The sequence below is a fragment of the Hydrogenophaga sp. genome (assembly GCF_019264445.1).
Classification (GTDB): domain Bacteria; phylum Pseudomonadota; class Gammaproteobacteria; order Burkholderiales; family Burkholderiaceae_C; genus Hydrogenophaga.
Genome location: NZ_JAHVAB010000059.1, coordinates 56755 through 82132, shown reverse-complemented (window position 1 = coordinate 82132; position 25378 = coordinate 56755). Strand labels below are relative to the sequence as shown.

Here is a 25378-nt window from a genome sequence, read left to right as displayed (position 1 = left end):
TTGAGGGAAAAGTTTTAGCCGGGGCGGTGAATTTCACCGAAAGGCGTACATAAGCGCGCGGATCGTTAAATACGTCCTGCGCCGGAGCACCGTGCTGGCGCCGCCACGCCCCTGGGGCGGCGCCGGTACGGCTCGCGCGCGATCAGCGCTTGCGGTTGAGCAGCGCGTACAGAAAGATCGCGCCGAAGGTGGCGGTGCCGATGCCGCCCAGGGCGAACTGGCCGAACTTCAGCGTGTAGTCGCCTGTGCCCAGGATCAGCGTGATGGCGGCCACCAGCAGGTTCTTGTTGTCGGAGAAGTCGACCTTGTTGTCGACCCAGATCTTGGCGCCGGCCACGGCGATCAGGCCGAACACCACGATGGACACGCCGCCCATGACCGGCAGCGGGATCGCCTGGATCAGCGCGCCGAACTTGGGGCTGAAGCCCAGCACCACGGCCATGACGCCGGCCACCAGGAAGATCGCGGTGGAGTAGATCTTGGTCGCGGCCATCACGCCGATGTTTTCGGCATAGGTGGTCACGCCGGTGCCACCGGCGCTGCCGGCCACCATGGTCGCCACGCCATCGCCCATGAAGGCGCGGCCCATGTACTGGTCCAGATCCTTGCCGGTCATGGCGGTCACGGCCTTGATGTGGCCCAGGTTCTCCGCCACCAGAATGATCGCCACCGGCGCGATCAGCAGCATGGCGTTCATCTCGAACACCGGCGCGCTGAAGTTGGGCATGCCGACCCACGCCGCGTTGGCGATGCCCGAGAGGTCCAGCGGCTTGCCCATGCCCAGCACGTTGGTGAGCAAGGCGTAGATGAGGCTGGCGATGATCAGGCCCATGAGGATCAGCAAGCGCTGCAGCATGCCGCTGGTGAACACCGCCACCAGTGCGACGCACACGAAGGTGATGCCCTGCATCCACGCGTCAAAGCCGGTGGGTGCCATGTTCTTGATGGGGATGCCCGCGAGGTTCAGGCCAATCACCGCCACCACGGCGCCGGTGACCACGGGCGGCATGAAGCGCTCGATCCAGCCCGTGCCCACGGCCTGCACGATGGCGCCGATCAGCGTGTACACGAGGCCGCAGGCGATGATGCCGCCGAGCGCCACGCCCAGGTTGGCGTTGGGGCCGGGGCCCGCGTAGCCGCTGGCGGCGATCACCACGCCGATGAAGGCGAAGCTCGAACCGAGGTAGCTCGGCACCTTGCCGCCGGTGACGATGAAGAAGATCAGGGTGCCGATGCCGCTCATGAGGATGGCCACGTTCGGATCGAACCCCATGAGGATGGGCGCGAGCACGGTGGCGCCAAACATGGCGATCAGGTGCTGCACACCCATCACGCCGGTTTGGGGCCAGGGCAGGCGTTCGTCGGGCGCAATCACGCCGCCGTTGTGCAGCGTCGATGCGGGTTTTTCGGTCCAGTTGAACAGGCCCATGGGCGCGTCTCCTTGTCGTTGTGGGATGAAATCGGCGCCCTCGCGCCGGCACGGATTGTGCCCGCAAAGCACGAAAAACCTCCCAGACTTAAGGCACTTAAGTTTCAGGCGAAAAACGCGCTCCGCTTACGCAGAACCCCGAATGACAGGTGCCGTGTTTCGCTCCTACAGTGCGTCCTCCTTCAATACGGAACGCTGGAACGACCATGGAATTTTTGAGCACCGCCGACTTCTGGATCGGCCTGATGAAGATCATCTGGATCAACATCATTCTCTCGGGCGACAACGCGGTGGTGATCGCGCTGGCGGCCCGCGCGCTGCCGCCGGAGCAGCAACGCAAGGCGATCCTGTTTGGCTCCGGCGCGGCCGTGGTGCTGCGCATCGTGCTCACGGTGGTGGCGGCCAAGCTGCTGGAGCTGTCGTTCCTGCAAGTGATCGGCGGTGTGCTCCTGCTGTGGATCGGCTACCAGCTGCTCAGCGGCAGCGATGAGGACGACGACGCGCACCACAAGGGCACGGGCACGATGATGGCCGCCATCCGCACCATCCTGATTGCCGACCTCGTCATGAGCCTGGACAACGTGATCGCCGTGGCCGCGACCGCGCAGGGCAACATGGTGCTGCTCATCCTGGGCCTGGCCATCAGCATCCCGATCGTGGTGCTGGGCTCCACGCTGATGATCAAGCTCATGCAGCGCTTCCCCATCATCATCACGCTGGGCGCCGCGCTGATTGGCTGGGTCGGTGGCGAGACGGTGGTCAACGACAACCTGGTGCACGGCTACACCATGGCCCACCCGTGGCTGCACTACGTGGCCGCGGCCACCGGTGCGGTGCTGGTGGTGGGGCTGGGCAAGTTCATGCAGGCGCGCTCGGCGAACCGGGCTGAGGCGTCGGCTTCGCCCCAGGCGTGACGCCGGTGACCGCTTCCACCCGGTCTTCCCGCCGCCAGCTGGCCACCGTGGTCATGCTGGTGCTGGCGCTGGTGGGTGGCCTGGTGCGCTGGCTGGCGCCGCAGCCCTCGGTGGCGCGCGACCTGGGCTCGCTGCTCATGGTGCTCTGGCTGCCCATCGTGGGCAACATCATCGGGTGGCTGATCCAGCGCGCGAAGGCGCCCAGGCATGTGCTGCAGGGCTTCGCGGCCGATGCGGCGTTTGAGCCGAGCGCGCGCATCGAGCTCACGCTGCTGGCGGCCGACACGCCGCGCGAGAGCCGCCCGATTCGGGCGGGCTACTTTGACGGTGCGCTGGTGGTGGGCTCCGAGGGCTTCACCACGCGCCTGGCCGTGCCGGTCGATGGCGAACCGGTGCCCGAGGTGCCCTGCGTGCTGGCGGTGCAGTTTCTGCGGCCTGCGCTGGCGCTGGCCCGGCTCGCGCCCGGCGAGCGGTTCACCCTGCTGGCCGGGCGCAGGGTGCTGGGCACCGGCCATGTGCTGCCGGCTGCGCCGGCCGACGACCCGCGCACGGCGCTGCCCGTCGCCGCGTGAATGGACGCCTGCAGGCGCAGGCTTCCCGCTTCTCAACCCACCGCAGGCAGCACCTCGCCGCGGCTTTCGCCAAAGCCGATGCGCGCCGCGCCCGGCTTCTCGCACCAGCCGCGTAGGATCACCGTGTCGCCGTCTTCCAGGAAGCGGCGCTGCGAGCCAATGCCGGGCAGCGGCACGTCCTTTGTGCCACCCACGCTGAGCTCGACGATCGCGCCCGCTTCGGCCTGCGTCGGGCCCGAGATGGTGCCCGTGCCCAGCAGGTCGCCGGGCTGCAGGTTGCAGCCGCCCACGGTGTGCTGCGTGAGCATCTGCGCAATGGTCCAGTACTGGTGGCGAAAGCTGGTGGCCGAGAGGCGGTCGGGGGCGATGCCGCGCTCGCGGTGTTCGCGCGCTTCCAGGCGCACCTCCAGCTGCACGTCCACGCCACCGCGCTCGGCGTTGGCCGGGCTGTCCAGGTAGGCCAGCGGCTGCGGTTCATCGGCCGGGTGCGAGAACGGCACGCGGTAGGGCGCAAGCGCCTCCAGCGTCACGATCCAGGGCGAGACGGTGGTGCAGAAGTTCTTGCCCAGGAAGGGGCCGAGCGGCGCCATTTCCCAGAACTGGTGGTCGCGCGCGGACCAGTCGTTGAGCAGGCACATGCCGAAGATGTGTTGCTCGGCCTGCGCCATGGGAATGGGCTCGCCCATGGCGTTGCCCGGGCCGACGTAGAAACCCATTTCCAGCTCGTAGTCGAGCCGCTTGCACGCGCCGTACACCGGTGCGGCCGCGCCGGGAGGCATGGCCTGGCCCATGGGGCGGTGGAACGGCGTGCCGCTGATCACCACGCTGGAGGCACGGCCGTGGTACGCGATGGGCAGCCACTGGAAGTTGGGCGTGAGCGGGTCGTCCGGGCGCATCACGCGGCCCACGTTGCGCGCGTGGTGGATGGAGGTGTAGAAGTCGGTGTAGTCGCCGATGCGCGTGGGCACGCGGTGCTCGACCTCGGCCTGCGGCACGAGGCTGGCGCGCAGCGCGTTCATGCCCGGGCCGCTGGCGCCGGTCTTGAGCAGGTCGAACAGCGCGTGGCGCAGCGCGCGCCAGGCGGTGGGCCCCAGGGCCAGGAAGTCGTTGAGCGCGTCTCCTGTGCAGGCGTTGACGGCCTGCGCCGCCGGGCCCGACACGGCGCCGGCCTGCGCGATGGCGGCGAGGTCGATGACCTGGTCGCCAATGGCCACGCCGCCGCGAAAGGCCTCGCTCGATCCCTTGCGGCGGAAGACGCCGAAGGGCAGGTTCTGGATCGGGAAATCGGTGCCCGGTGCGTTGGCCGACTCGAGCCAGCTGCGGGTGTTCGCGTCGTGGGTGTGGTTCAGTTCCATGTTCATGCTGCCGTGGCTTGCAAAGCGTCGTCGAAGATGGCGACCGCGCGCGTCCAGCCGGCCGAGGCGCCGCGGATCTTGTGCGGGAAGCAGGAGATGAAGAAGCCGCTGGCGGGCAGGGCTTCCAGGTTGTGCATCTTCTCGATGTGGCAGTAGCCGATGTCGCGCCCGGCCTTGTGGCCTTCCCAGATCAGCGAGGCGTCTTTGGTCTCGCCGTATTTCGCAGCGGTGTGCACGAAGGGCGCGTCCCAGCTCCAGGCGTCGGTGCCGGTCAGGCGCACGCCGCGCTCCAGCAGGTACATGGTGGCTTCGTAGCCCATGCCGCAGCCAGCCGACACGAAATCGTTGTGGCCATAGCGCGAACCGGCGCGCGTGTTCACCACCACGATTTCCAGCGGCTTGAGGGTGTGGCCGATGCGCTTGAGCTCGGCCTCGACGTCGGCAGCAGTCACCACGTAGCCGTCGGCGAAATGGCGGAAGTCCAGCTTCACGCCGGGCTGGAAGCACCACTCCAGCGGCACGTCGTGGATGGCGATGGCGGGCTTCTTCTCGCCCAGCGCCTTGTCCATGGTGGAGTGGAAGTGGTAGGGCGCATCGAGGTGCGTGCCGTTGTGCGTGGAGAGCTGCACCAGTTCCACCGCCCAGCCTTCGCCGTCGGGCAGGTCTTCTTTCTTGAGGCCGGGGAAGAACGGCTCGATCTGCTCGAAGGTGTTGTCGTGCGTGAAGTACTGGATCTTGGGCGCGAACGCGGGCGGGTCGCTCACCACGTCGTTCTCCAGATAGATGGACAGGTCGATGAACTTGCGGGGCATGGTCGTCTCCGGTGGGGCGTTGAAGGTGTCAGGGGTGTTGCCAGCGCAACAGGGATCGTTCGGCCAGGGCGAGCAGCACGTTGCTGGCAAAGCCCATGGCGCCGAGCAGCACGATGCCGGCAAACAGCTCGCTGGCCTGGAACGAGCGCGCGGCCAGCAGGATGGCCTGGCCCAGGCCCGATTGCGAGGCGATCATTTCGCCCACCACCGAGACGATGAGCGAGACCGTCATCGACAGCCGCATGCCGGCCAGGATGTCGGGCATGGCGTTGGGCAGGCCGATCTTGAGCACGAAGGCCAGGTGGCTCAACTCCAGCGAGCGCGACACCTCGCGCAGCTGCTTGTGCACGTTGGCCAGGCCATGCAGCGTGGCCAGCAGCACCGGCCACATGGCGCCAAACGCCACCACGGCCAGCACCATGCCGCCCGAGAGGCCAAACAGCGCAATGGCCAGCGGCATCACGGCCGAGGCCGGCAGCGGGCGGATGAATTCCAGCGTGGGCGCGATCCATTCGCGGGCGCGCTCGGAGCTGCCAATGAGCGCACCCAGCGCAATGCCCAGGGCGCTGGCCAGCACCCAGCCGCTGAACATGCGGCTGAGCGTGGCCCAGGTGTAGGCAGCCAGGTCGCCACCGGCCAGCCCTTGCACCAGGCTTTGCAGCGTGGCCTGCGGCGTGGGCAGAAACGCGCGGTTGACCCAGCCACTGGTGCTGGCGGCCCACCACAGGGCAACGAGGCCGGCGAGCACGAGCACGGAGCCGGCGGCACCGCTGGCCGCCGTGAGGAATCGGTAGGTTGCGCGGGAACGGTCGGTGGCGGTGCTCATGCGGCTTGCTCCCCCATGCGGCGCGCCACCTGGCGCTGCAGCGCCAGCGCGCCGGCGTTGATGACATAGCCCACCACGCCGATCCACGCCAGCCAGGCGAGCATGAGGGCCGGGTCCAGGCTTTGCTGCGCGATCATCATCGCGTAGCCCATGCCGTGCGGGTTGGCGGCAATTTCCACCGTGACGGCCACCACCAGCGCAATCGCCACGCCCAGGCGCAGCGCCACAAACAGGCGCGGCACGATGGCCGGGCCGATGATCCAGGCAAAGCGCTGTCGCGGCGTGAGCTCCAGCGCGCGCGCCACTTCGAGCAGGCGCGGCTCCACCTGCTGCACCGCCGCCTGCGTGAGCACGAGCATGGGCCACAGGCAGGCAAAGGCCACCACGCTGAGCTCCATGCGCAGGCCAAAGCCGAACACCAGCATGGCCAGCGGAATGAGCGCCACCGAAGGAATCGGGCGGGCCACTTCCACGCTGAGAAACCCCAGCCGCGCGGCGCGCTTTGACAAGCCGAGCAGCGTGCCGAGCAGCAAGCCACCGAGCGCGCCGATCAAGAGGCCCAGCGCCGCCGTGCCCAGCGTGAACGCGGTGGCTTCGAGCAGCGAGCCGTCGTTGACCGCGCCCCAGAATGCGCGCACGGCCGCGCTGGGTGGCGCAATGGCGTCGCTGCCCTGGCCGGTGGTGCGCGCCCAGAGCTCCAGCGCGCCGATCAGCAGCGCGGGGAACGCGAGGGATTTCAGCTTCATGTCAGTGGCCGAGATAGTGGTACAGCTCGCGGCGCAGGCGCAGGAACTCGGGGTGCTCCTTGGTGCTGAGCTGGTTGCGCGGCTGCGGCAGGGGCACGTCGATCAGCGCGGCCAGGCTGGGCAGCTCGGGCGTGGGGTTGCTGCGCAACGCGATCACGCGGTCGCCGAGGTAGAGCGCTTCTTCCAGGTCGTGCGTGACGAACATGACGGTGAGGCCTTCTTCGCGCACCAGGCGCGCGAGCTCGTCCTGCAGCGTTTCGCGCGTCATCGCGTCCAGCGCGCCGAAGGGCTCGTCCATCAGCATCACGTCGGGCCGCTGCGCCAGGCAGCGCGCGATCTGCACGCGCTGCTGCATGCCGCCGGAGAGCTGCGCCGGAAACTTGTGCGCGTGCGCGCCCAGGCCCACCGTCTTGAGCACGTGCGCGATGCGCTCGGGCCGCTCGGCCGCCGGTACGCTGGCCGCTTCGAGCGCCAGGCTCACGTTGGCCTGCACGGTGCGCCAGGGCAGCAGGGCGCGCCCGTAGTCCTGGAACACGAAAGCGACCTCGCGGCTGGGCCCCGTGATGGCCGCGCCCTTGCGCTTCACGCTGCCCTGGCTGGGCGTGACGAAGCCGGCCGCGGCGCGCAGCAGCGTGGTCTTGCCGCAGCCCGACGGACCGATCACGCACACGAACTCGCCGCGCTTCACCGTGAGCTCGGTGGGCGAGAGGATCTGGCGGCCGCCGAGCTCGATGGCCACGCGGTCGAAGTGCAGAACGGTGTCGGTCATGGCGGCGGGCTCGGCGTGGGGCGTGGCGTGCCTCACTTGGCGATCAGGCGAGCAACGTCCGGTGTGGACTTGAGCATTTCCTGGTCCTTCATGAGGCCGACCCAGTAGTTCAGCTGCTTCTCGGTGACCACCGGACCGGGAGGCGAGATCTGCACCTTGGCGATCACTTCGGGCGGCAGCTTGATGTACTTGCCTATGGCCGCGCGCACCGCGCCGTCGTTCTTGGGCTGGTTCATGAAGGTGGCCGCTTCCTGCACCGCTTCGCGGAAGCCTTTGGCGGCCGCCGGGTTCTTGGCCACCCAGTCGCGCTTGGCCACGTGGATGATGGTCGGCTGGTTCTCGGGCAGGAAGGTCGAGTAGTACGACGCCACGTAGCCCACGCCGCTGTCGGTGATGCGGCTCATGAAGGGATCGGCGCTGACCACCGCGTCCACCGAGCCACCGCGCAGCAGGTCGCCATGTTGGGGGAACGAGGCCTCGACGAAGTTCACCGCCTTGTAGTCCACACCCTGGCTCTTGAGCCAGGCGCGGAAGGTCACGTGCAGGAACGCGCCCAGGCCGGGCACGCCGATCTTCTTGCCCACGCAGTCTTTGGCGGTGCGGATGCCGCTGCCGGCCTTGGCCACCAGGCCAAAGCCGGTGATGGTCTTGGAGGTGACGCCCGCGCCGGCCACCACCACGTGGTCCAGCCCGCCGTCGACCGACTGCAGGTACACGCTGGGCGTGGGGCCGCCGATTTGCAGCGAGTCGGCCTGCACGGCCGCCGGAATGGTGGAGTTGATCGGGATGAACTTGAGCTCGACGTCCAGCCCGCGCTTCTTGAAGTAGCCGTTTTCCGCGGCGACAAACACCGAGGCGAAGTCGGTCACGGCGGTGTAGCCGAACACGATCTTGGTGTTGCCCTGTGCGAAGGCGGCGGGCAGGCCGGCCACGGCAGGAACGGCGGTCAGGGCGGCCAGGGCGGTGCGTCTTTTCATCATGTCTGTCTCCTGTGGGATGGGGGGGGCGAACGCTTCTTGGGCGGGGGAACGGGCAGGGCGGCGCGCAGGCCACCCACGATGAAGCGCACCAGCCGCTCGGCGGCGGCGGGGTCGCTGGGGGTGTTGACGTGGTTGGAGAGCCGCCCGATGCGGTCGTCCACCAGGTGGTGCAGCAAGGCGCCGAGCGCGAACTGGTAGCCCCAGGCGGCGTCGGCGCGGCTGCCCTGGGGCAGCGCGTGGTGCAGCGCGTCGATGAAGCGGTGGGCCATGGGGTCGAAGAAGTCGCGCAGCACGCGGTCGGACTCCTCGCTGTTGTAGGCCAGCTCGCGGCCCACCAGCTGCGCGTAGTACTGGCCTTCGTCGCTGGATCGCATGTGGATCACGGGGTAGATGAAGGCCTCGACGATGCGCGTGAGCGTCTGCGGGTCTTGCGGGTCCTGCATCACCGCTTCGAGCGCGGCCAGGCGCTCTTCAATGGTGTGGCCCCAGTGCGCAAACACCGCGTGGAACAGGTCGTTCTTCGGGCCGTAGTAATAGGCCACCAGCGCCAGCGGCACGCCGGCCTCTTCGGCGATCTGGCGGATCGTCACCGCGTGGTAGCCGCGCTGCGCAAACAGCTTTTCGGCCGCGAGCAGGATCGCCTGCTGGCGGTCCGGGCGGGGCGCGGCCTCGCCCTTGCGTCGGGCAGGGGCGGACGCAGGCGTGGTCTTGCGGGCGGCGGCGGGCATGGCGGTATTGAACGGCTGTTCAAAAATGTTGTACACCCGTACAAACCCTTGGCGGTTGAAGGTGTGGGGGCAGGCGGGTGCGGTTACCAGTGCACCATCGGCAGGCCTGCCACGGGCGAAGTGAAGAAGGGGATGGTGGTGCCCATCAGGCTGCCGATGTAGACCGTGCGCAGGTCGGGCCCGCCGAAGGTGATGCTGGCCATCCACGGCGCCAGCGTGCCGCGCGCGCGCAGCATGTCGTCGGTGGTGAGCGTGCCGTCTTCCATCTTGCGCAGCAGCGCCTGTGAGGCGGCGGGGTCGCCGTCGTCGAGCAGCAGCAGCTCGTCGCCCTGCGGCGTGAGCGCGATGAGCTGGTCCACCATCACCAGCGTGCACCAGAGGTTGCCGTGGGCATCAAACGCGATGCCATCCGGAAAGCCGCCCAGGTGCGACGGGCCGAAGACCTCGCGCCCCGTCAGCCGCACGCCCTGCGCCGACTCCACCACCCGCATGCGGCTGATGTGCGGGCCGGTGGTCTCCACGATGTAGAGCCAGGCTTCGTCCGCATCGAAGCGGATCTCGTTGGTGAAGTGAAAGCCCTCGGCCACCACACGCAGGCCGTGCTCGTCGAGCACCGCAATGTAGCCGTCGCGCACGCGGCTGCTCGCCGCCTGCGTCCAGGGATTCACCCGCGTGGACACGGTGAGCCAGATGCGGTTCTTTGAATCGCGCAGCACGAAGTTGACCTTGCCGATGGGCTGGCCGTTGAGGGTGTCGTGCAGCGTGCGCGTGTGGCCCTCGCGCGTCATGACCTCCAGCCGGTCGGTGCCGAAGTTCGCGATCAGCACGTCGCCATTGGCGGCAAAGGCCAGCCCGTTGGGCAGCGTGCCCTGCGTGTACTGGGCTTCCACGTCTTGCGTGGACGCCTGCGCGGCGCTCGCAAAACGCGGGTCGGCTTGCTGGCCAATGAAGCGCTGCTGCCCGTCGGCGCCGATGCGGGTGACGCCGCCGCGCGCATCGGCGGCCCACAGCGTGCCGTCGCGCTCGGCCAGGATGCACTCGGGGCGCTGCAGGTCATGGCCGATGGTGCGGATCGTCGCGCGGTCCACCTGAAAGCCGTGCAGCGGGTTCGGTGTCGAAGGCATGGCGCATCTCCGGTGGGGCGGTCCGCCGGGTGGGCCGCTGCAGGCCATTGAACGGGCGCGCCCGAATCTTGTACAACCGTGCAAACCCTAGGCAGCCAGCGCGCGGCGGCGGTCTAAGCTCGCCGCATGACCGCTCCGTACGTGCCCCAGATCCGCCTCTACCAGGCTTGGCTTGCCGAGAAGCGCGGCCTGCGCTTTGACGACTACGACGCCCTGTGGCGTTGGTCCACCACCGACCTCGACGGCTTCTGGCAAAGCATCTGGGATTACTTCGAGATGCAGTCGCCCACGCCGCACACCACCGTGCTCACGCACAACGTGATGCCCGGTGCCACCTGGTTCAGCGGCGCGCGCGTCAACTACGCGCAGCAGGTGTTTCGCCATGTGCAGCCCGCGCACGCAGCGGGCTTTTCAGCCGTGGTCAGCCGCAACGAAAAAGGCCGCCGCGTCGAGCTGAGCTGGCCCGAGCTGCGCCGCCAGGTGGCATCGCTCGCGCAGCACCTGCAGGCGCAAGGCGTGCAGCCGGGCGACCGTGTCGCGGCCTACCTGCCCAACATTCCTGAAGCGATGGTGGCGTTTCTGGCCACCGTGTCGCTGGGCGCGGTGTGGAGCATCTGCGCGCCCGACATGGGCACCAACGCCGTGCTCGACCGCTTCCGCCAGATCGAGCCGGTGGTGCTCATTGCCTGCGACGGCGTGAGCTACGGCGGGCGCGACCACAACCGCCTGGCCGTGGTGGCCGAGCTGCGCGCCGCGCTGCCCACGGTGCGCCACGTGCTGCTGCACACCAACCTGGCCGAGGGCGAAGCGGCGCAGGCCGAGGCCTTGCTGGCCGCTGCGCCCTGCACCGCGTTTGCCGCGGCCACCGCGCGCGACGACGCCGCCACCGCCGCCTTCGAACCCGTGTGGTTGCCGTTCGACCACCCGCTGTGGATCGTCTATTCCAGCGGCACCACCGGCCTGCCCAAGCCCATCGTGCACGGCCACGGCGGCACCGTCATCGTGGGCCTGGCGCTCAAAAGCCTGCACAACGACATCGGCTGCAGCTACCACTCCAACAGCTGGGGCGAGCGTTACCACTGGTACAGCTCCACCGGCTGGGTGATGTGGAACGCGCAGACCAGCGGCCTGCTCAACGGCACCACCTGCGTGATTTACGACGGCAACCCCGGCGGCACCAAAGACAAGCCCGACTGGACGACCCTGTGGCGCTTCGCGGCCGAAGAGGGCGTGACCTTCTTCGGCGCCGGCGCGGCCTTCTTTGCCAACTGCCTCAAGGCGGGCGTGGACCTGTCGACCTGCGGCGACCTGTCGGCCGTGCGCGCGCTGGGCACCACTGGTTCACCGCTGTCCGAAGACGCGCAGAACTGGGGCACCGAACAGTTCCGCCGCCTGCATGCCACCCGCCCCGAGCCCACGCCCGTCCCGGCAGACGCCACGCCCGTCCCGGCAGACGCAATGCCCGTTCTGGCTGAGCCCACCACCGTTCGCCCTGAGCCTGTCGAAGGGCTCGCGGGAGCAGGGCTTCGACAGGCTCAGCCCGAACGGAGCCTCCATCAGCCCTCTCTGGGCGCAGCGACCCGCGCAGCGGCGCAGCGTGGGGGCGACATCTGGTGGTGCAACATTTCCGGCGGCACCGACTTCGCCGGCGCCTTCATCGGCGGCAACCGCGAACTCCCGCAAACCCCGGGGCGCATGCAGTGCCGCCTGCTGGGCTGCGCAGTGGAGTCGTGGAACGAGCAGGGCCAGCCGGTGATCGACGAGGTGGGCGAGCTGGTGTGCGCGCAGCCCATTCCGTCCATGCCGCTGTACTTCGTGGGCGACGTGAACCACCAGCGCCTGCTCGGCAGCTACTTCGACACGTATCCGCCAGGCAAGGGTCGCAAACCCGGAGGCGGTGACCTTGACGCGCCAGCCGGCGCCGTCTGGCGCCATGGCGACTGGCTGCGCATTCATGCCGATGGCTCGTGCGTGATCTACGGCCGCTCCGACGCCACCATCAACCGCCACGGCCTGCGCATGGGCACCAGCGAGCTCTACAGCGCGGTGGAGGCGCTGCCCGAGGTGCTGGATTCGATGGTGGTAGACCTGGAGTACCTCGGCCGCGAGAGCGACATGCCGCTGTTCGTGGTGCTGCGCGAAGGCGTGGCGCTGGACGATGCGCTCAAGGCCCGCATCAACGACCGCATCAAGACCGCGCTGTCGCCGCGCTTCATCCCCAACGGCATCTTTCAGGTGGCGGAGATCCCGCGCACGCTCTCGGGCAAGAAGCAGGAGCTGCCGATCAAGAAGCTGCTGCTGGGCCAGCCGCTGGAAAAGGTCATCAACCGTGAAGCCATGGCCAACCCGGGCTGCCTCGACTGGTACGTGGCGTTCGCGCGCCAGCGCGCCACGGCATAGTCAACCCACCGCCCGCAAGGGCGACACAGCTTCCTGGAGCAGGGCCAGCAGCCGTGGCTGGTCGTCCACGATGTCCTTGATGGGGCCGCCGATGCTCAGCGTCATGGGTTTGACGCCCCGCGGCACCGGCAGCAGGATGGCCAGCGCCGTGGCGCCGGGCACCGACGTGCCGTTGGACATGGCGTAGCCCTGGCGGCGCGTGACCTCGCGTGCGGCCAGTACGTCTTCCAGCGCCAGCGGGGGCACGATGGCCGCGTCCATTGCGTTGGCCCGCCGCAGCAGCAGGCCGATCTCGCGCTCGGGCTTGAGGGTCAGCAGCATCTTGCCGGTGGCGCTGCGAAACAGCGGGCGCAGCGAGCCGATCTTGGCCGTGAAGTGCTCCGTCCGCGTGGCCTGCAGCACATGCAGGTAGCACACGTGCAGACCCTGCTGCGCGCCAATCATCACCGTGTGGCCGGTTTGCGCGTGCACCTGCTGCATGAGCCGCAGCAGGCTGCGTTCGGACAACATCTGCTCGCCGATCCACTCGGTGGCCAGCAACAACCGCATGCCCGGGATGTACATGCCCGTGCGCGCGTCGTGATCGAAGTAGCCCGCATCGGCCAGCGTGCGCAGCAACACCGAGGTGCTCGACTGCGGGTAGCCCAGCGTTTGCGACACCTCCTTCACGCTGGCGGGCCGGCGCCATTCCGCAAAGAAGGCCAGCAACTCCATGGCGCGCAGGGCCGACTTCACCGAGGGGTTGGCCATTCACATTCCTGATGCTTGATCATGAATGTGATTTTGAGCCGCGCTGGTCTATGCCGGCATGGGGGGCATCCCTATGCTGGCCGCATGACCGACACCGCATCTGCTCCGCCCAGCCTTCACATCGAAGGCGGCCTCGCCCGCATCACCCTGCAGCGGCCGCAGCACCGCAACCGCTTGCAGAACGAAGACCTCGCTGCGCTGATGGCCGCGTTCGAGCGCATCGAGGCCGACCCCACCATCCGCGTGGTCGTGCTCAGCGCGGTTGTGCTGCCCGAGCGGCCGGTGTTCAGTGCCGGCTACAACGTGGAAGACTTCGACGCCGCCGCGCCCAGCGTGGACTTCGAGCAGGTGGTGCAGGCACTGGAGCGGCTGCGACCGGTGACGCTGTGCGCGCTCAATGGCAGCGTGTACGGTGGCGCCACCGACCTCGTGCTCGCCTGCGACATCGCGCTCGGTGCCGAGGGCATCGTGGCGCGCATGCCGGCGGCCGCGCTGGGCTTGCACTACTACCCCAGCGGGCTGGTGCGCTATGTGTCGCGCCTGGGCGTGAGCGCGACCAAGCGGCTCTTCCTCACGGCACAGCCGGTGGACGACGCAGCCTTGCTGCGCATGGGCTATGTGCAGGAGCTGCTGCCAGCGGCCTTGCTGCAGGAGCGCGTCACGCAACTCGCACACCAGGTGGCAGCCCTGGCACCGTTGGCGCTCACCACGCTCAAGCATTCGCTCAACGAACTGGCGCGGGGCGAGTTCGACCTCGGGCGCCTGCAGGCACGCGCCCAGGCCACGCGCGACAGCGATGACTTTGCCGAAGGCCGGCGCGCCATGGCCGAGCGGCGCGCACCCGTCTGGAAGGGGCACTGACATGCACACGATGCCCAGCGGCCAGGCCCTCGCTTCCCTGCGCGTTCTCGACCTTTCCCGCGTGCGCGCCGGGCCCACCTGCGTGCGCATGCTCGCGGACTTCGGCGCCGACGTGATCCGCGTGGAGCCGCCACCGGGCATCGACGCCAACGACAACATGTTCGTGGACAACCGCGAGGGTGGCGACTTCCAGAACCTCAACCGCAACAAGCGCTCGCTCACGCTCAACCTCAAGAAGCCCGAAGGCCTGGCCGTCTTCCGCGAGCTGGTGAAGACCGCCGATGTGGTGGTGGAAAACTGGCGCCCCGACGTGAAGCATCGCCTGGGGCTCGACTACGAGTCCCTGCGCGCCATCAACCCGCGCGTGATCCTCGCCAGCATCTCTGGCTACGGGCAGGACGGGCCGTACGCCAAACGCCCCGGTTTTGACCAGGTCATCCAGGGCATGGGCGGCCTGATGTCGGTCACGGGCCTGCCGGGCCAGGGGCCAGTGCGCGCCGGCATTGCGGTGGCCGATTCCAGCGCGGGCCTGTACCTGGCGCTGGGCATCTTCGCGGCCCTGTTCGAGCGCGAGCGCTCCGGCCACGGCCAGTGGGTGCATGCCTCGCTGCTGCACGCGCTCGTGGCCATGATGGACTTCCAGGCCGCGCGCTACCTCAATGAAGGCGCCACCCCCACGCAAGCCGGCAACGACCACCCCACCGCCAGCCCCATGGGCCTGTACCGCGCGCTGGATGGCTCGCTCAACATCGGCGCGGCCGGTGGCGGCAACTGGCGGCGCTTCTGCGAAGCGCTGGGCAAGCCCGAATGGCTGGCCGACCCCCGCTACGCCACCGACGCCGACCGTGTGGCCAACCGTGCCGCCCTCTCGGAAGCGATCGAGCAGGTGTTTGCCCACGCCACCGTGGCGCACTGGGTCGACGTGCTCAACCGCGCCGGCGTGCCGGCCGGACCCGTTTACACCATCCCCGAAGTGTTCGAGGACCCGCAGGTCCGGCACATGGCCATGACGGCGCAGGCGCGCGCGAGCAGCGGGCGGCTGTGCACCTTCATCACGCAGCCAGTGCGGCTGGAGCGCACGCCTGCCGAAGTGCGCACCGCGGCGCCGGATTGTGGCGAGCACACCGACGAAGTGCTGCGCGAAGCCGGGCTGGACGAGCGCGAGATTCAGGCGTTGCGGGCGGCGGGAGTGGTCTAGTGCGGCGAAGGGTGCCGCAGAGCACCCCTTCTCATATCAACAGGAGACAAACCATGAAGCGTTCTTTTTCTCGCGTGTGGCGCGCCACGTTGTGCTGCGCTGCGGTGTTGCTAGCGAGCAGCGCCACCGCACAGACCTGGCCGGATCGGCCCATCAAGCTGGTGGTGCCGTTCTCGGCGGGTGGGGGTGCCGACGTGGCTGCGCGCACCTACGGCGACAAGCTCTCGTCCCTGCTGGGGCAGCCGGTGGTGATCGAAAACAAGCCCGGTGCATCGGGCAACATCGGTGCCGAGCTGGTGGCGCGCGGCCCGGCCGACGGCCACACGCTGCTGTTCGGCAACGAGTTCCTGGCCACCAACCCGGTCATGTTCCAGAACATCCGGTACGACTCGCTCAAGGACTTCGTGCCCATCGCCAAGGTGGCGAGCACGCCGGTGGCCATTGCGGCGCATCCGTCGCTGCCGGTGAAGTCGGTGCAGGAACTGCTGGCACTCGGCCGCACCCGGGCACTGAACTACGCATCGCCCGGTGTGGGCACGGGCCCCCACCTGTTTGGTCAACTGATGGCCCTGCGTTCTGGCGCGAAGTTCAACAACATCCCTTACCGCGGTTCGGCCCCCGCCATGGCGGATGCCGTGGGCGGGCAGGTCGACTTCATCATCTCCACGCTCACGCCCATGATGGTCTACCTGCAGTCGGGCAAGCTCAATGGCCTGGCCATCACGGGCGGCAAGCGCTCGACGCACGCGCCCGACATCCCCACACTGACCGAGGTGGGCGTGGTCTCGCCGCCCTATGCGGTGTGGTACGGCGTGATGGCGCCCGCCGCCACGCCTCAGCCGGTGGTGGCGCGCCTGCAGCAGCTGTCCGCACAGATCCTGAAGGACCCCGAGGTGCTCGCCAAGTTGCGCAACGCGGGTTACGACGCCGAGTCCAGCATCGGCGACACCTTCGGCGCCGAGCTGCGCGCCGACATCGAGCGCTGGCAGCGCGTCATCCAGGACGCCAAGATCCCCAAGGAATAGGAGCGGGCATGAAGTCGTGGTGGATACAGACCGGCGCTGGGCGCATGCTGCTGGAGCAGCGCGAGGTGCCCACGCCGCAGGCGCAACCGGGGCAGCTGCTGGTGCGCATCCGTGCGGCCGCGCTCAACCGGGGCGAGTTCATTGCAGGCCACGGCCTGCATGCGGCCGGCGGCCCCGCCAGGCCCGCCGGCTTCGAGGCCGCGGGCGAGGTGGTGGGTGTGGGGGAGGGCGTCACCGCGTTCGCCCCGGGCGACCGGGTGATGGGCCGCTGCGACGGCGCCTTTGCCGACATGGGTTGCATGGCATCGGGCGAGGCGCACCCCGTGCCCGCCGGCATGCCCTGGGAGCAGGCGGCCTGCACGACGGTCGTGTATTCCACGGTGCACGACATGTTGATCGCCCAAGGCCGCCTGCTGGCGGGCGAATGGTTGCTGGTGACCGGCGTGTCGTCCGGCGTGGGTGTGGGCGCGCTGCAGGTGGCCAAGGCGCTCGGTGCGCGGGTGATCGGCACCTCGGGCTCGGCCAGCAAGCTCGCGCGCCTGCGCGAGCTCGGGCTTGACGTGGGCATCGAGACGCGCAGTGGCGATTTCGCGCCAGCGGTGCTGGAAGCCACCGGGGGCCAGGGCGTGGACCTGGTGGTGAACAACGTGGGCGGTTCGGTGTTTCCGGCGTGTCTGCAGGCCATGGCCTTTTGCGGCCGCCTGGCCACCGTGGGCTACATCGACGGCATGGTGAACCCCGAGCTCGACTTGATGGCCCTGCACAAGAAGCGGCTCACGCTGTTTGGCGTGTCCGCCAAGCTGCGCACCCTGCAGCACCGCGAGGCGGCCGCCCGCGCGTTTGCGCGCGACCTGCTGCCGCTGCTGGCCGATGGCCGTGTGGTGCCGCTGGTGGACGAGGTGTTTCCCTTCGACCGCTTGCCCGACGCGCAGCTGCGCATGGAGCGCGGCGAGGCGCTGGGCAAGCTGGTGTTGCAGATGGGCTGATACCGGCCGCGCAGCACTCAGTTCGCCACGGTGAAGCGCCGGCGCGTGTGCCGCGGTGTCTCCACCTCGTCGACGATGGCCACCGCCAGGTCGGCCACGGAAATGCCGGCCGGGGCGCTGCCTTCGCCAGGCAACAACTGGTCGCCGCCCACGCGGTACTGGCCGGTGCGCTCGCCCGCGGCGAGTGCAATCGGGGGCGAGATGAAGGTCCAGTCCAGCGCGGTCTCGGTGCGCAGGCGGGTCAACAGGTCGCGCGCGGCGAGCGCGCCGGCCTTCCATTCGGCCGGGAATTCCGGCGTGTCCACCAGCTGCAGGCCGGGGGCCACTTCCAGGCTGCCCGCGCCGCCCACGGCCAGCACGCGCTGCACGCCGGCCTGCTTCGTGCCGGCCAGGATGGCCTCGTAACCCAGGCCGAAGAGGCGCTGGATGTCGGGCTCGCCCCAGCCGGGGTTGTAGGCACTCACCACGGCGTCGTGGCCGGCCACCGCGGCGGCCACCTGTGCGGCGTCGCTCACGTCGGCCTGCGCCACTTGCAGGCCGGCTTGCGCGGCGAGCTTGCCGGGGTGGCGGGCGAGGGCGGTCACGGCGTGGCCGCGTGAGAGCAGTTCGGTGAGCACGGCGCTGCCCACGAAACCGGTGGCACCAATGAGGGCGATCTTCATGACAAGGCTCCTGAGAGGGTTTGGAAAACGAAGGGGTTGGGCAAGGTGTTCAGTGTCATGGCTACACAAAGGCGGCGGTAGCCGGCAGAATTTGCTTTCTTTTTGTAGAAAAGCTAACGAATGAGCGACGCCGCCGCCTGGACCGACAAACTCAAGCGCATGGCGCTGTTCGCGGAAATCGTGGACAGCGGCTCCATCAGCGCGGCCGCGCGCCGCGTGGGCAGCACGCCGTCGGCGGTGAGCCAGCAGCTGCGCCTGCTCGAAGGCGCGCTGGGCCTGGTGCTGCTGCACCGCTCCACCCGCCGCATCACGCTCACCGAGGCGGGCGAGCGCTACTACCCGGCCTGTGCGGCGATGGTGGCGCAGGCCCGCAGCGCCGACGCGGCGCTCGAGCGCCTGCGCGACGAGCCCGAGGGCGAGCTGCGCCTGGCCGCGCCCATCGGCTTTGGCGAACTGCTGTCGACCGCGCTGGAGCCGCTGCGCCGCCATCCGCGCCTGCGCCTGCACCTCCTGCTGGACGACACCCCGATCGACCTGATTGCCGAGCGCGTGGACCTGGCGCTGCGCGTGGGCCGCTTCACCGACTCATCGCTGGTGGCGAGGCGCCTGGGCGAGCTGCAGCGACAGCTGTGCGCGGCCCCGCGCTACCTGGCCGAGCGCGGCTGGCCGAGCCACCCGCGCGACCTCGCCGGGCACGACTGGCTGGGGATGCCACCGCGCAGCGGCACGGCGGACACGCTGGACTTTCAGGGTCCAGAGGGTGGACGAGACGCTGGGCGAGAAGGCGAGCGGTTCGAGGTGCGCGTGGAGCCGCGTCTGCTGGCTTCGCAGGTGACGGCGCTGCAGGCCATGGCACTGGCGGGCTGGGGGCTCTACGTGGGCATGAGCGACGACGTGCGACAGGCCCTGACCGCGGGCCGGCTCGTGCCCGTGCTGCCCGACTGGCGGCTGGCGCCGGCCGCCGTGTTTGCCGTCACGCCGCGCCGCAGCGAGCAGCCGGCCAAGGTGCGTCACGCGCTGCAGGCGCTGCAGCTGCACTTTGCGGCGCGCGGAGCCTGATGCCTCAGGCGCGCCGGCTCACCAGCACGATGCCCACCGCCACGCCGATCAGTGCGAGCACCAGCTGCAAGGTCAGCGGCTCGCTGAGCAGCACCACGCCAAACACCAGCGCAAAGACCGGCGTGAGGAAGGTGAAGGTCGACATTTGCGTGGCCGGGTACTGCCGCAGCATCCACATCCAGGTGAGGTAGCTCGCGAACGCGCCCACCACCGTCTGCAGGCCCAGTGAACCCCAGGCGCGCGCGGAGTAGTCGAGCGACCACACCTCGCCCAGCGCCAGCGAGATCAGCGGCGCCACCGCCGCCGTGACGGCCACCTGGTAGAACAGCGTTTTTTCGGCGCTGGCGCCCGAGAGCCGGGTGGCGCGGATGGTGAGCGTGGTCAGGCCCCAGAGCGTGCCGGCGGCCAGCGCCATGGCATCGCCCAGCCAGGCACCGGCCACCGGCGAGCCGTGCATGAAGCCTTCGCTGAACGCCAGCGCCACGGCAGCAAACGCAATCACCAGGCCCACCCACTGGATGCGCCGCAGCCGCTCGCCCGGCACCACGCGCGGCAGCAGCAGCGCCACCACAAACGGGCTGGTGTACAGAAACACCGTGAGGCGCGAGGCACTGGTGTGCAGCAGCCCGAGGTAGATGAAAGCGAACTCGCCCGCAAACAGGCTGCCTGCGAGCAGCCCGGCCTTGAGCGTGCCGTCGCGCGCAAACAGCGGCACGCCGCGCGCCCGGCTCCAGAGCCAGATCAGCACCGCCGCACCCCAGAAGCGCAGCGAGGCCTGCCACAGCGGTGGCACCTCGGCCACGGTGTCCTTGATCAGGATCTGCTGGAAACCCCAGAAGGCGCAGCACACCACGAGCAGCGTGATGGCGAGGGAGTCGAGGTGTGTCTTGCGTTGAGCCGGTGGAGTCATGCGGCGATTGTCGGCGCGCGCCGATGCCCTGGCTGTCGCGTGGGCGTGCGCCTCAGGTGCCCTGGGCGAGGCGGCGCAGCTGGTCCTTGAGCCGCTGCACCTCGGTCGCGCTCAAGGCGCCGAGCACTGCGGCCTCGTGCTCGCGGGCCAGGGCGATCAGCGGCGTCACCTTCTTCTGCCCGGTGGCGGTGATGCTCACCAGCGTGCGGCGCTGGTCGCTCGGGTCGTCGCGCAGCGTCACCCAGGCTTGCGCTTCCAGGCGTTGCACGAGTTTGGTCACGGTGGGTTGCTGGCTCAGCACCTCATGCGCGAGCTGGCCCACCGGCATGGGGGGCTGGCCACTGAGCGTGGCGAGCACGCGCCACTCGATGCTGCTGAGCCCGGCCTCGCGCACCACGGCGTCGAAGTCTTTGAACAGCGCGTGGTTGGCCTGGCCGAGCAGGTAGCCCAAGTAATCATTCACGAAGTGGCCCCCACGCTCCGCCGCTGCGGCTGGCCCGGTGCGTCCGCGCTTGGCCGCTGGGCGGGTGCTCACAAGGGGTGTTCCGTGTAGAAGCGGCCGCCGTGGAACAGGAGGGGGGAGGCTTCGGGTCGGCGGCTGCAGCGTTCGACTTCGCCGACGAAGATGACGTGGTCGCCCTCGGCGTACTGACTGCGGTTGAAGCATTCGAAGCTTGCGGCCACGCCGTCGAGCAGGGGCGCGCCGCTCATGCCGGCGGTGAAGCCCACGCCGGCCCAGCGGTCGGTGTCGCGGGCCGCAAAGCGTTCGGCCAGGGCTTGCTGGTCGGCGGCGAGCACGTTGATGGCGTAGTGGCGGCCGTTGGAGAAAGCGGCCATCGAGCCCGCCATGCGCGCCAGGCTCCAGAGCACCAGCGGTGGCGAGAGCGAAACGGAGTTGAAGGAGTTGGCCGTGAGGCCAATGAGGTCACCGCTGTCGGTGCGCGCGGTGACGATGGTGACACCCGTGGCAAACATGCCCAGCGTGGCCCGGAACTCGTGTGCCGAGAAGTCTGGAGGCCGGGCCTGGAGGCCGGCGGATCGGGCTGGGGACATGGTTGGAATTTATATGAAAATTCATGAATAATGACAAGGCCTCATCGCCTGACCCAGCGCGATGTGACCCATGACAAGGAGACACCATGCTGCAAGAGCGGATCGAACCCGCCTGGATCGACGCCTTCGAGACCTTGTTTCGCCGCTGCGCCCTGCAGTCTGGCGACGTGGTGGCTATTCTCGGTGAAACCCAGAGCCGCCCCGTGCTTCTGGAGCTGGCCCGGCTGGCGCTTTCCCGCTTCGGTGTGCGCTCGTTCACGCTGGTGTTGCCTTCCGTGTTCAGTGCGGGCGAGCCGGTGTCGCGTTCCACGGGCGCCAGCGACGCCCTCCAGCAGCTTGCCCCGGTGATCGCCGCGCTCGCCGGCAGCACGCTGGTGGTGGACTGCACGGTCGAAGGGCTGATGCACGCGCCCGAACTGCCCGCCATCCTCCAAGGCAACGGCAGCACGCAGCCGCGCGTGGTCTACGTGAGCAACGAACACCCCGAAGCGCTGGTGCGCCTCTTGCCCGACGACGCGACCGAAGCCCGCGTGAAAGACCATGTGCGGCGCGTGCGCGCGGCCCAGGCCATGCACGTGCGCTCGGCGGCAGGCACCGACCTCTCCATCTCGCTGCAGGGCGCGGTGGTGGGCGGCAACTGGGGCACCACCACACGCCCGGGCACGCTCACGCACTGGCCGGGCGGCCTGGTGCTGGCGTTCCCTGCGGCGGGCAGCGTGAACGGCACGCTGGTGCTGGCCGAGGGCGACGTGAACCTCACCTTCAAGCGCTACATCGAGCGCGCGATCACGCTCACCATTGAAAACGACCACATCACCCGCATCGACGGCCAGGGCGTGGACGCCGAGCTGCTGCGCAGCCACTACGCGGCGTGGGCCGAGCTGGACGGTACCGCCGCCCGGCCGCCAGCCTGTGCAGTGAGCCACGTGGGCTACGGCCTGAACGACGCTGCTCGCTGGGACAGCATGGCGCTCTACGACAAGCGCGACTTCAACGGCACCGAGCTGCGCGCCTTCGCGGGCAACTTCCTCTACAGCACCGGCGCCAACGAGGTGGCCGGCCGCCACACGCGTGGCCACTTCGACTTCCCCCTGCGTGGCTGCACCGTGACGCTGGACGGCGCGGTGGTGGTGGATGCCGGTCAGGTGGTGCGCCCATGATCCCGAAGTTCACCACCCTGGGCAGCGGCCCCACCACGGTGCTGATGCTGCACGGCATTGGCGGCGGCCATGTGGCCTTTGCGCCGCAGGTGGAAACGCTGGCGGGCGCGGGCTACCGTGCGGTGGCCTGGGACATGCCGGGCTACGGCCACAGCGCGCCCATCGAGCCCTACACGTTCAAGGGGCTGGCGCAAAGCTGCATCGACCTCATCGACGCGCTGCAGTGCGAGCACGTGGTGCTCGTGGGCCACAGCATGGGCGGCATGGTGGCGCAGGAGGTGGTGGCGCGCCACCCCGGACGCGTGAGCCGGCTGGTGCTCAGCGCCACCTCGGCCGCCTTCGGCAAGCGCACCGACGGCCGCAGCGCCGACGCCTGGGCGCAGCAGTTCATTGCCCAGCGCACGGCACCGCTGGACGCGGGTCAGACCATGGCCGACGTGGCGCGCAAGCTGGTGCCGCAGATGGTGGGCCCGGGCTCGCTGCCCGAAGGCGCGCGGCTGGCCGAGCACTGCATGGCCGGCGTGCCCGCGGCCACCTACCGCCGCGCGCTCGACTGCCTCGTCACCTTCGACCGCCAGGCCGCGCTCGCCGGCATCGGCGTGCCCACCCTGCTCATTGGCGGTGAGTTCGACCGCGTGGCCGCGCCGTCGGTCATGCAGCAGATGGCCGCGGCCATTCCTCGCTCGCGCTATGTGGAGCTACCCGGCATCGGCCACCTCACCAACCTGGAAGCCCCCGACGAGTTCGACGCGGCGCTGCTCGGCTTCCTGGGCGAGACCCCGCCCGACCGCACCCGCGACACGCACTGACCCGCCCGAGGAGCACCCCATGAACATGCCCCTGCCCGCCACCACCAGCCAGCTCGATTTCACGCCCGCCGTGGGCGACATGACCTTCACGCCGCTGCAGCGCGAACTGCTCAGCCGCGCGCACGCCCTGGGCCGCGACCGCTTTGCCGCGCGCGCACCGCAGTGGGACCGCGAAGCCAGCTTCCCGTTTGCCAACTACGACGACCTGCGCGAAGCCGGCTTTCTCAAGCTCTGCGTGCCCACCGCGCACGGCGGCCTGGGCGCCGACTACGCCACCTACATGATGGTGGCCGCCGAGATCGGCCGCTTCTGCGGCGCCACCGCGCTCACCTGGAACATGCACATCTGCAGCACCATGTGGACCGGCGTGCTGGCCGACGGCATTGCCATGACCGACGCCCAGCGCGCCGAACACCTCGCGCGGCGCGAGCTGCACTTTCAGCGCATCGTCGACGACGGCGCGATCTACGCCCAACCCTTCAGCGAGGGCAGTGCCGCCGCTGCAGGCCGCGCGCCGTTTGGCACCACCGCGAAAAAGGTCGATGGCGGCTGGCTCGTGAACGGCCGCAAGATCTTCGCCAGCCTCTCGGGCGCGGCGCATTACTACGGCATCCTCTGCACGGAAGACAAGGGCGACGAGCACCCCGACGCGCGCGACACGCTCTACATCAGCGTGCCGGCCAGCAGCGAGGGCGTCTCCATCAGCGGTGAATGGGACCCGCTGGGCATGCGCGGCACGGTGAGCCGCAACCTGACGTTCAAGGACGTGTTCGTGAGCGATGCCGAGCAGCTCATGCCGCGCGGCATCTACTTCAAGGGCGCGCAGACCTGGCCGGCCATGTTCTTCACGCTCGCGCCCACCTACCTGGGCCTGGCCACGGCGGCGTATGACTTCACCGTGAAATACCTGCGCGGCGAAGTGCCCGGCGAGCCGCCCGTCAAGCGTAGGCAATACCCCACCAAGCAGATCGCCGTGGCGCAGATGCGCATCCAGCTCGAGAGCATGAAGAGCCTGTTTGTGCGCGCCATCAGCGAGGCCCGGCCCAACCCGTCGAAAGACGAAAAGCTGCGCCTCTATGCCGCGCACCACAGCGTGATGGAAGGCGCCAACGACATCGCGCGGCTGGCCATCCGCACCTGCGGCGGCCAAAGCATGATGAAGCACCTGCCCCTCGAGCGCCTCTACCGCGACAGCCGCTGCGGCTCGCTCATGCTGCCCTGGACGGCCGAGCTCATCGTGGACCGCATGGGCCGCGAAACGCTGTACGAGGCCGGCGAGCGCGACGAGTGACAGCAGGGCCGCGCGCAGGCGTTGCCTAGAATGCCGCGATGCATTGCGCCCCCTGGTTTCGCCTCGCCTCGCCCCTGATCGCCACGCTGCTGGCGCTGGCCTGCACGCAGGCGCAGGCATCCCCCCCGTTGCGCGGTCCCGCACACCACCGCACGGTCGCACCGCCCGACCCCTGTGTGGCGTTCGTCGCCCGCCTGCCCAACCTCCAGCGCCCGCTGTGTGTGGCCGCCCGGCTCAAGCCCACCGTGGGCCGCTCGGTGCAGGGCCGCACGCTCTACGCGCGCGACGTGGTGGCGCCCGAGGCCCGTTTGCGCGTGCTGGTGGTGGGGGCCATCCATGGTGATGAGCTGTCCTCGGCGTCGGTGGCCTTGCACTGGATCCAGCACGCCGTGCAGACGCCGGCCAACGCGCACTGGCGCTTCATTCCTGCGCTCAACCCCGACGGCCTGCTGTCGCGCCCGGCGCGGCGCGTCAATGCCAACGGCGTGGACCTCAACCGCAACTTTCCCACGCCCCACTGGCACCGCGACGCCAAGGTCTACTGGGAACAACGCACCCGCAAGGACCCGCGCCGCTGGCCCGGCAAGGAGCCGCTGTCCGAGCCGGAGTCGCGCTACCTGCACGATGAGATGGCGCGTTTCCAGCCGCACCTGATCGTGAGCATCCATGCGCCGTACGGCGTGCTCGACTTCGACGGCCCCGGCGTGCCGCCGCCGCAGCTCGGGCGGCTCTACCTCGACCAGGTCGGCATCTTCCCCGGCAGCCTGGGCAACTACGGCGGCGTGCACCAGGGCATGCCGGTGGTGACGGTGGAACTGCCCAGCGCCCTGCGCACGCCGCTGGATGCCGAGATGCGGCAGATGTGGATGGACCTGCAGCGCTGGATGGTCGAGCGCGTGCGGCCCGACGAGGCCGCACCGGCAGTGCCCGTGAAAGCGCGCAAGACCAGCTGAACCGGG

At 69.3% G+C, this 25378-nt stretch carries 26 protein-coding genes; 12 read left to right on the top strand and 14 right to left on the bottom strand.

The genetic code is table 11. The annotated features are described in order from the left end of the window. Window positions 1–142 precede the first annotated feature (142 nt). The gene (locus tag KXJ60_RS12165) at window positions 143–1429 is read right to left on the bottom strand and encodes a solute carrier family 23 protein (RefSeq protein WP_291127719.1); all 1287 of its coding nucleotides are present in this window, start codon (window positions 1427–1429) and stop codon (window positions 143–145) included. A gap of 206 nt (window positions 1430–1635) precedes the next feature. Between KXJ60_RS12165 and KXJ60_RS12160 the strand changes: the two genes are divergently transcribed. Both KXJ60_RS12160 and KXJ60_RS12155 read left to right on the top strand, forming a co-directional pair. Beyond that, window positions 1636–2343: a TerC family protein gene (locus tag KXJ60_RS12160; RefSeq protein ID WP_291127716.1), complete on the top strand. Its 708-nt coding sequence runs from the start codon at window positions 1636–1638 to the stop codon at window positions 2341–2343. Between the two features lie 5 nt (window positions 2344–2348). Continuing rightward, window positions 2349–2915 (top strand): hypothetical protein, encoded by a 567-nt coding sequence (locus KXJ60_RS12155; RefSeq protein ID WP_291127714.1) that lies wholly within the window; start codon window positions 2349–2351, stop codon window positions 2913–2915. A gap of 32 nt (window positions 2916–2947) precedes the next feature. Here KXJ60_RS12155 and fahA read toward each other — a convergent pair whose 3' ends face one another. From fahA to KXJ60_RS12115, 8 genes are all read right to left on the bottom strand, one after another. Continuing rightward, complete coding sequence (gene fahA / locus KXJ60_RS12150) at window positions 2948–4276, bottom strand: fumarylacetoacetase (RefSeq protein ID WP_291127712.1); 1329 nt, start codon at window positions 4274–4276, stop codon at window positions 2948–2950. Then, window positions 4273–5082, bottom strand: coding sequence for a cyclase family protein (locus KXJ60_RS12145; protein ID WP_291127709.1), 810 nt, complete (start codon window positions 5080–5082; stop codon window positions 4273–4275). Before KXJ60_RS12145 ends, fahA begins: the two co-directional genes overlap by 4 nt. 28 nt (window positions 5083–5110) lie before the next feature. Next, window positions 5111–5908 (bottom strand): ABC transporter permease, encoded by a 798-nt coding sequence (locus tag KXJ60_RS12140; protein WP_291127706.1) that lies wholly within the window; start codon window positions 5906–5908, stop codon window positions 5111–5113. Continuing rightward, window positions 5905–6654 (bottom strand): ABC transporter permease subunit, encoded by a 750-nt coding sequence (locus tag KXJ60_RS12135; protein WP_291127704.1) that lies wholly within the window; start codon window positions 6652–6654, stop codon window positions 5905–5907. The genes KXJ60_RS12140 and KXJ60_RS12135 overlap by 4 nt, the downstream gene beginning before the upstream one ends. A gap of 1 nt (window position 6655) precedes the next feature. Further along, a complete protein-coding gene (locus KXJ60_RS12130; RefSeq protein WP_291127703.1) occupies window positions 6656–7423 on the bottom strand; it encodes an ABC transporter ATP-binding protein in 768 nt (255 codons plus the stop codon). Between the two features lie 32 nt (window positions 7424–7455). Continuing rightward, window positions 7456–8403, bottom strand: coding sequence for an ABC transporter substrate-binding protein (locus KXJ60_RS12125; protein WP_291127700.1), 948 nt, complete (start codon window positions 8401–8403; stop codon window positions 7456–7458). Then, window positions 8400–9131, bottom strand: a complete 732-nt coding sequence (locus tag KXJ60_RS12120; protein WP_291127697.1) for a TetR/AcrR family transcriptional regulator — start codon at window positions 9129–9131, stop codon at window positions 8400–8402. Before KXJ60_RS12120 ends, KXJ60_RS12125 begins: the two co-directional genes overlap by 4 nt. Window positions 9132–9214: 83 nt before the next feature. Continuing rightward, entirely contained in the window at window positions 9215–10255 is a 1041-nt protein-coding gene (locus KXJ60_RS12115; protein ID WP_291127694.1) for an SMP-30/gluconolactonase/LRE family protein, read from the bottom strand. A gap of 126 nt (window positions 10256–10381) precedes the next feature. Here KXJ60_RS12115 and KXJ60_RS12110 point away from each other — a divergent pair, with 126 nt between their 5' ends. Then, entirely contained in the window at window positions 10382–12655 is a 2274-nt protein-coding gene (locus tag KXJ60_RS12110; protein ID WP_291127691.1) for an acetoacetate--CoA ligase, read from the top strand. Here KXJ60_RS12110 and KXJ60_RS12105 read toward each other — a convergent pair whose 3' ends face one another. Further along, the gene (locus KXJ60_RS12105) at window positions 12656–13405 is read right to left on the bottom strand and encodes a helix-turn-helix domain-containing protein (RefSeq protein WP_291127689.1); all 750 of its coding nucleotides are present in this window, start codon (window positions 13403–13405) and stop codon (window positions 12656–12658) included. An 84-nt stretch (window positions 13406–13489) separates the two neighbouring features. Between KXJ60_RS12105 and KXJ60_RS12100 the strand changes: the two genes are divergently transcribed. From KXJ60_RS12100 to KXJ60_RS12085, 4 genes are read left to right on the top strand one after another with little or no spacing between them, the layout of a single operon-like run. After that, the gene (locus KXJ60_RS12100; protein WP_291127687.1) at window positions 13490–14266 is read left to right on the top strand and encodes an enoyl-CoA hydratase-related protein; all 777 of its coding nucleotides are present in this window, start codon (window positions 13490–13492) and stop codon (window positions 14264–14266) included. A gap of 10 nt (window positions 14267–14276) precedes the next feature. Further along, complete coding sequence (locus KXJ60_RS12095; protein WP_291127805.1) at window positions 14277–15464, top strand: CaiB/BaiF CoA-transferase family protein; 1188 nt, start codon at window positions 14277–14279, stop codon at window positions 15462–15464. 53 nt (window positions 15465–15517) lie between these two features. Then, entirely contained in the window at window positions 15518–16489 is a 972-nt protein-coding gene (locus KXJ60_RS12090) for a tripartite tricarboxylate transporter substrate binding protein (protein WP_291127685.1), read from the top strand. Between the two features lie 8 nt (window positions 16490–16497). Beyond that, on the top strand, window positions 16498–17475 hold the full coding sequence (locus tag KXJ60_RS12085; protein ID WP_291127683.1) for a zinc-binding dehydrogenase: 978 nt from the start codon (window positions 16498–16500) through the stop codon (window positions 17473–17475). Between the two features lie 17 nt (window positions 17476–17492). On the opposite strand, the gene KXJ60_RS12080 is transcribed toward KXJ60_RS12085, so the two are convergent. After that, window positions 17493–18137, bottom strand: coding sequence for an NAD(P)-dependent oxidoreductase (locus KXJ60_RS12080; RefSeq protein ID WP_291127680.1), 645 nt, complete (start codon window positions 18135–18137; stop codon window positions 17493–17495). 120 nt (window positions 18138–18257) lie between these two features. On the opposite strand from KXJ60_RS12080, the gene KXJ60_RS12075 reads away from it, so the two are divergent. After that, entirely contained in the window at window positions 18258–19196 is a 939-nt protein-coding gene (locus tag KXJ60_RS12075) for a LysR family transcriptional regulator (RefSeq protein ID WP_291127678.1), read from the top strand. A gap of 4 nt (window positions 19197–19200) precedes the next feature. Here the strand turns inward: KXJ60_RS12075 and KXJ60_RS12070 are convergent, their stop codons facing one another. The 3 genes from KXJ60_RS12070 to KXJ60_RS12060 all read right to left on the bottom strand — a co-directional run bounded on the left by KXJ60_RS12070 (window position 19201) and on the right by KXJ60_RS12060 (window position 21159). After that, window positions 19201–20106 (bottom strand): DMT family transporter, encoded by a 906-nt coding sequence (locus KXJ60_RS12070; protein ID WP_291127675.1) that lies wholly within the window; start codon window positions 20104–20106, stop codon window positions 19201–19203. A 52-nt stretch (window positions 20107–20158) separates the two neighbouring features. Continuing rightward, window positions 20159–20569: a MarR family winged helix-turn-helix transcriptional regulator gene (locus tag KXJ60_RS12065; protein ID WP_291127673.1), complete on the bottom strand. Its 411-nt coding sequence runs from the start codon at window positions 20567–20569 to the stop codon at window positions 20159–20161. A 68-nt stretch (window positions 20570–20637) separates the two neighbouring features. Further along, complete coding sequence (locus KXJ60_RS12060; RefSeq protein WP_291127671.1) at window positions 20638–21159, bottom strand: flavin reductase family protein; 522 nt, start codon at window positions 21157–21159, stop codon at window positions 20638–20640. An 86-nt stretch (window positions 21160–21245) separates the two neighbouring features. On the opposite strand from KXJ60_RS12060, the gene KXJ60_RS12055 reads away from it, so the two are divergent. Genes KXJ60_RS12055 through KXJ60_RS12040 form a run of 4 tightly spaced genes read left to right on the top strand, consistent with a single transcriptional unit; the run spans window position 21246 to window position 25372 of the window. After that, complete coding sequence (locus KXJ60_RS12055; protein ID WP_291127668.1) at window positions 21246–22319, top strand: peptidase M29; 1074 nt, start codon at window positions 21246–21248, stop codon at window positions 22317–22319. Continuing rightward, complete coding sequence (locus tag KXJ60_RS12050) at window positions 22316–23128, top strand: alpha/beta hydrolase (RefSeq protein WP_291127666.1); 813 nt, start codon at window positions 22316–22318, stop codon at window positions 23126–23128. The genes KXJ60_RS12055 and KXJ60_RS12050 overlap by 4 nt, the downstream gene beginning before the upstream one ends. Window positions 23129–23147: 19 nt before the next feature. Next, a complete protein-coding gene (locus KXJ60_RS12045; protein WP_291127663.1) occupies window positions 23148–24419 on the top strand; it encodes an acyl-CoA dehydrogenase in 1272 nt (423 codons plus the stop codon). A 38-nt stretch (window positions 24420–24457) separates the two neighbouring features. Then, window positions 24458–25372: a M14 family zinc carboxypeptidase gene (locus KXJ60_RS12040; RefSeq protein WP_291127660.1), complete on the top strand. Its 915-nt coding sequence runs from the start codon at window positions 24458–24460 to the stop codon at window positions 25370–25372. Window positions 25373–25378 lie beyond the last annotated feature (6 nt).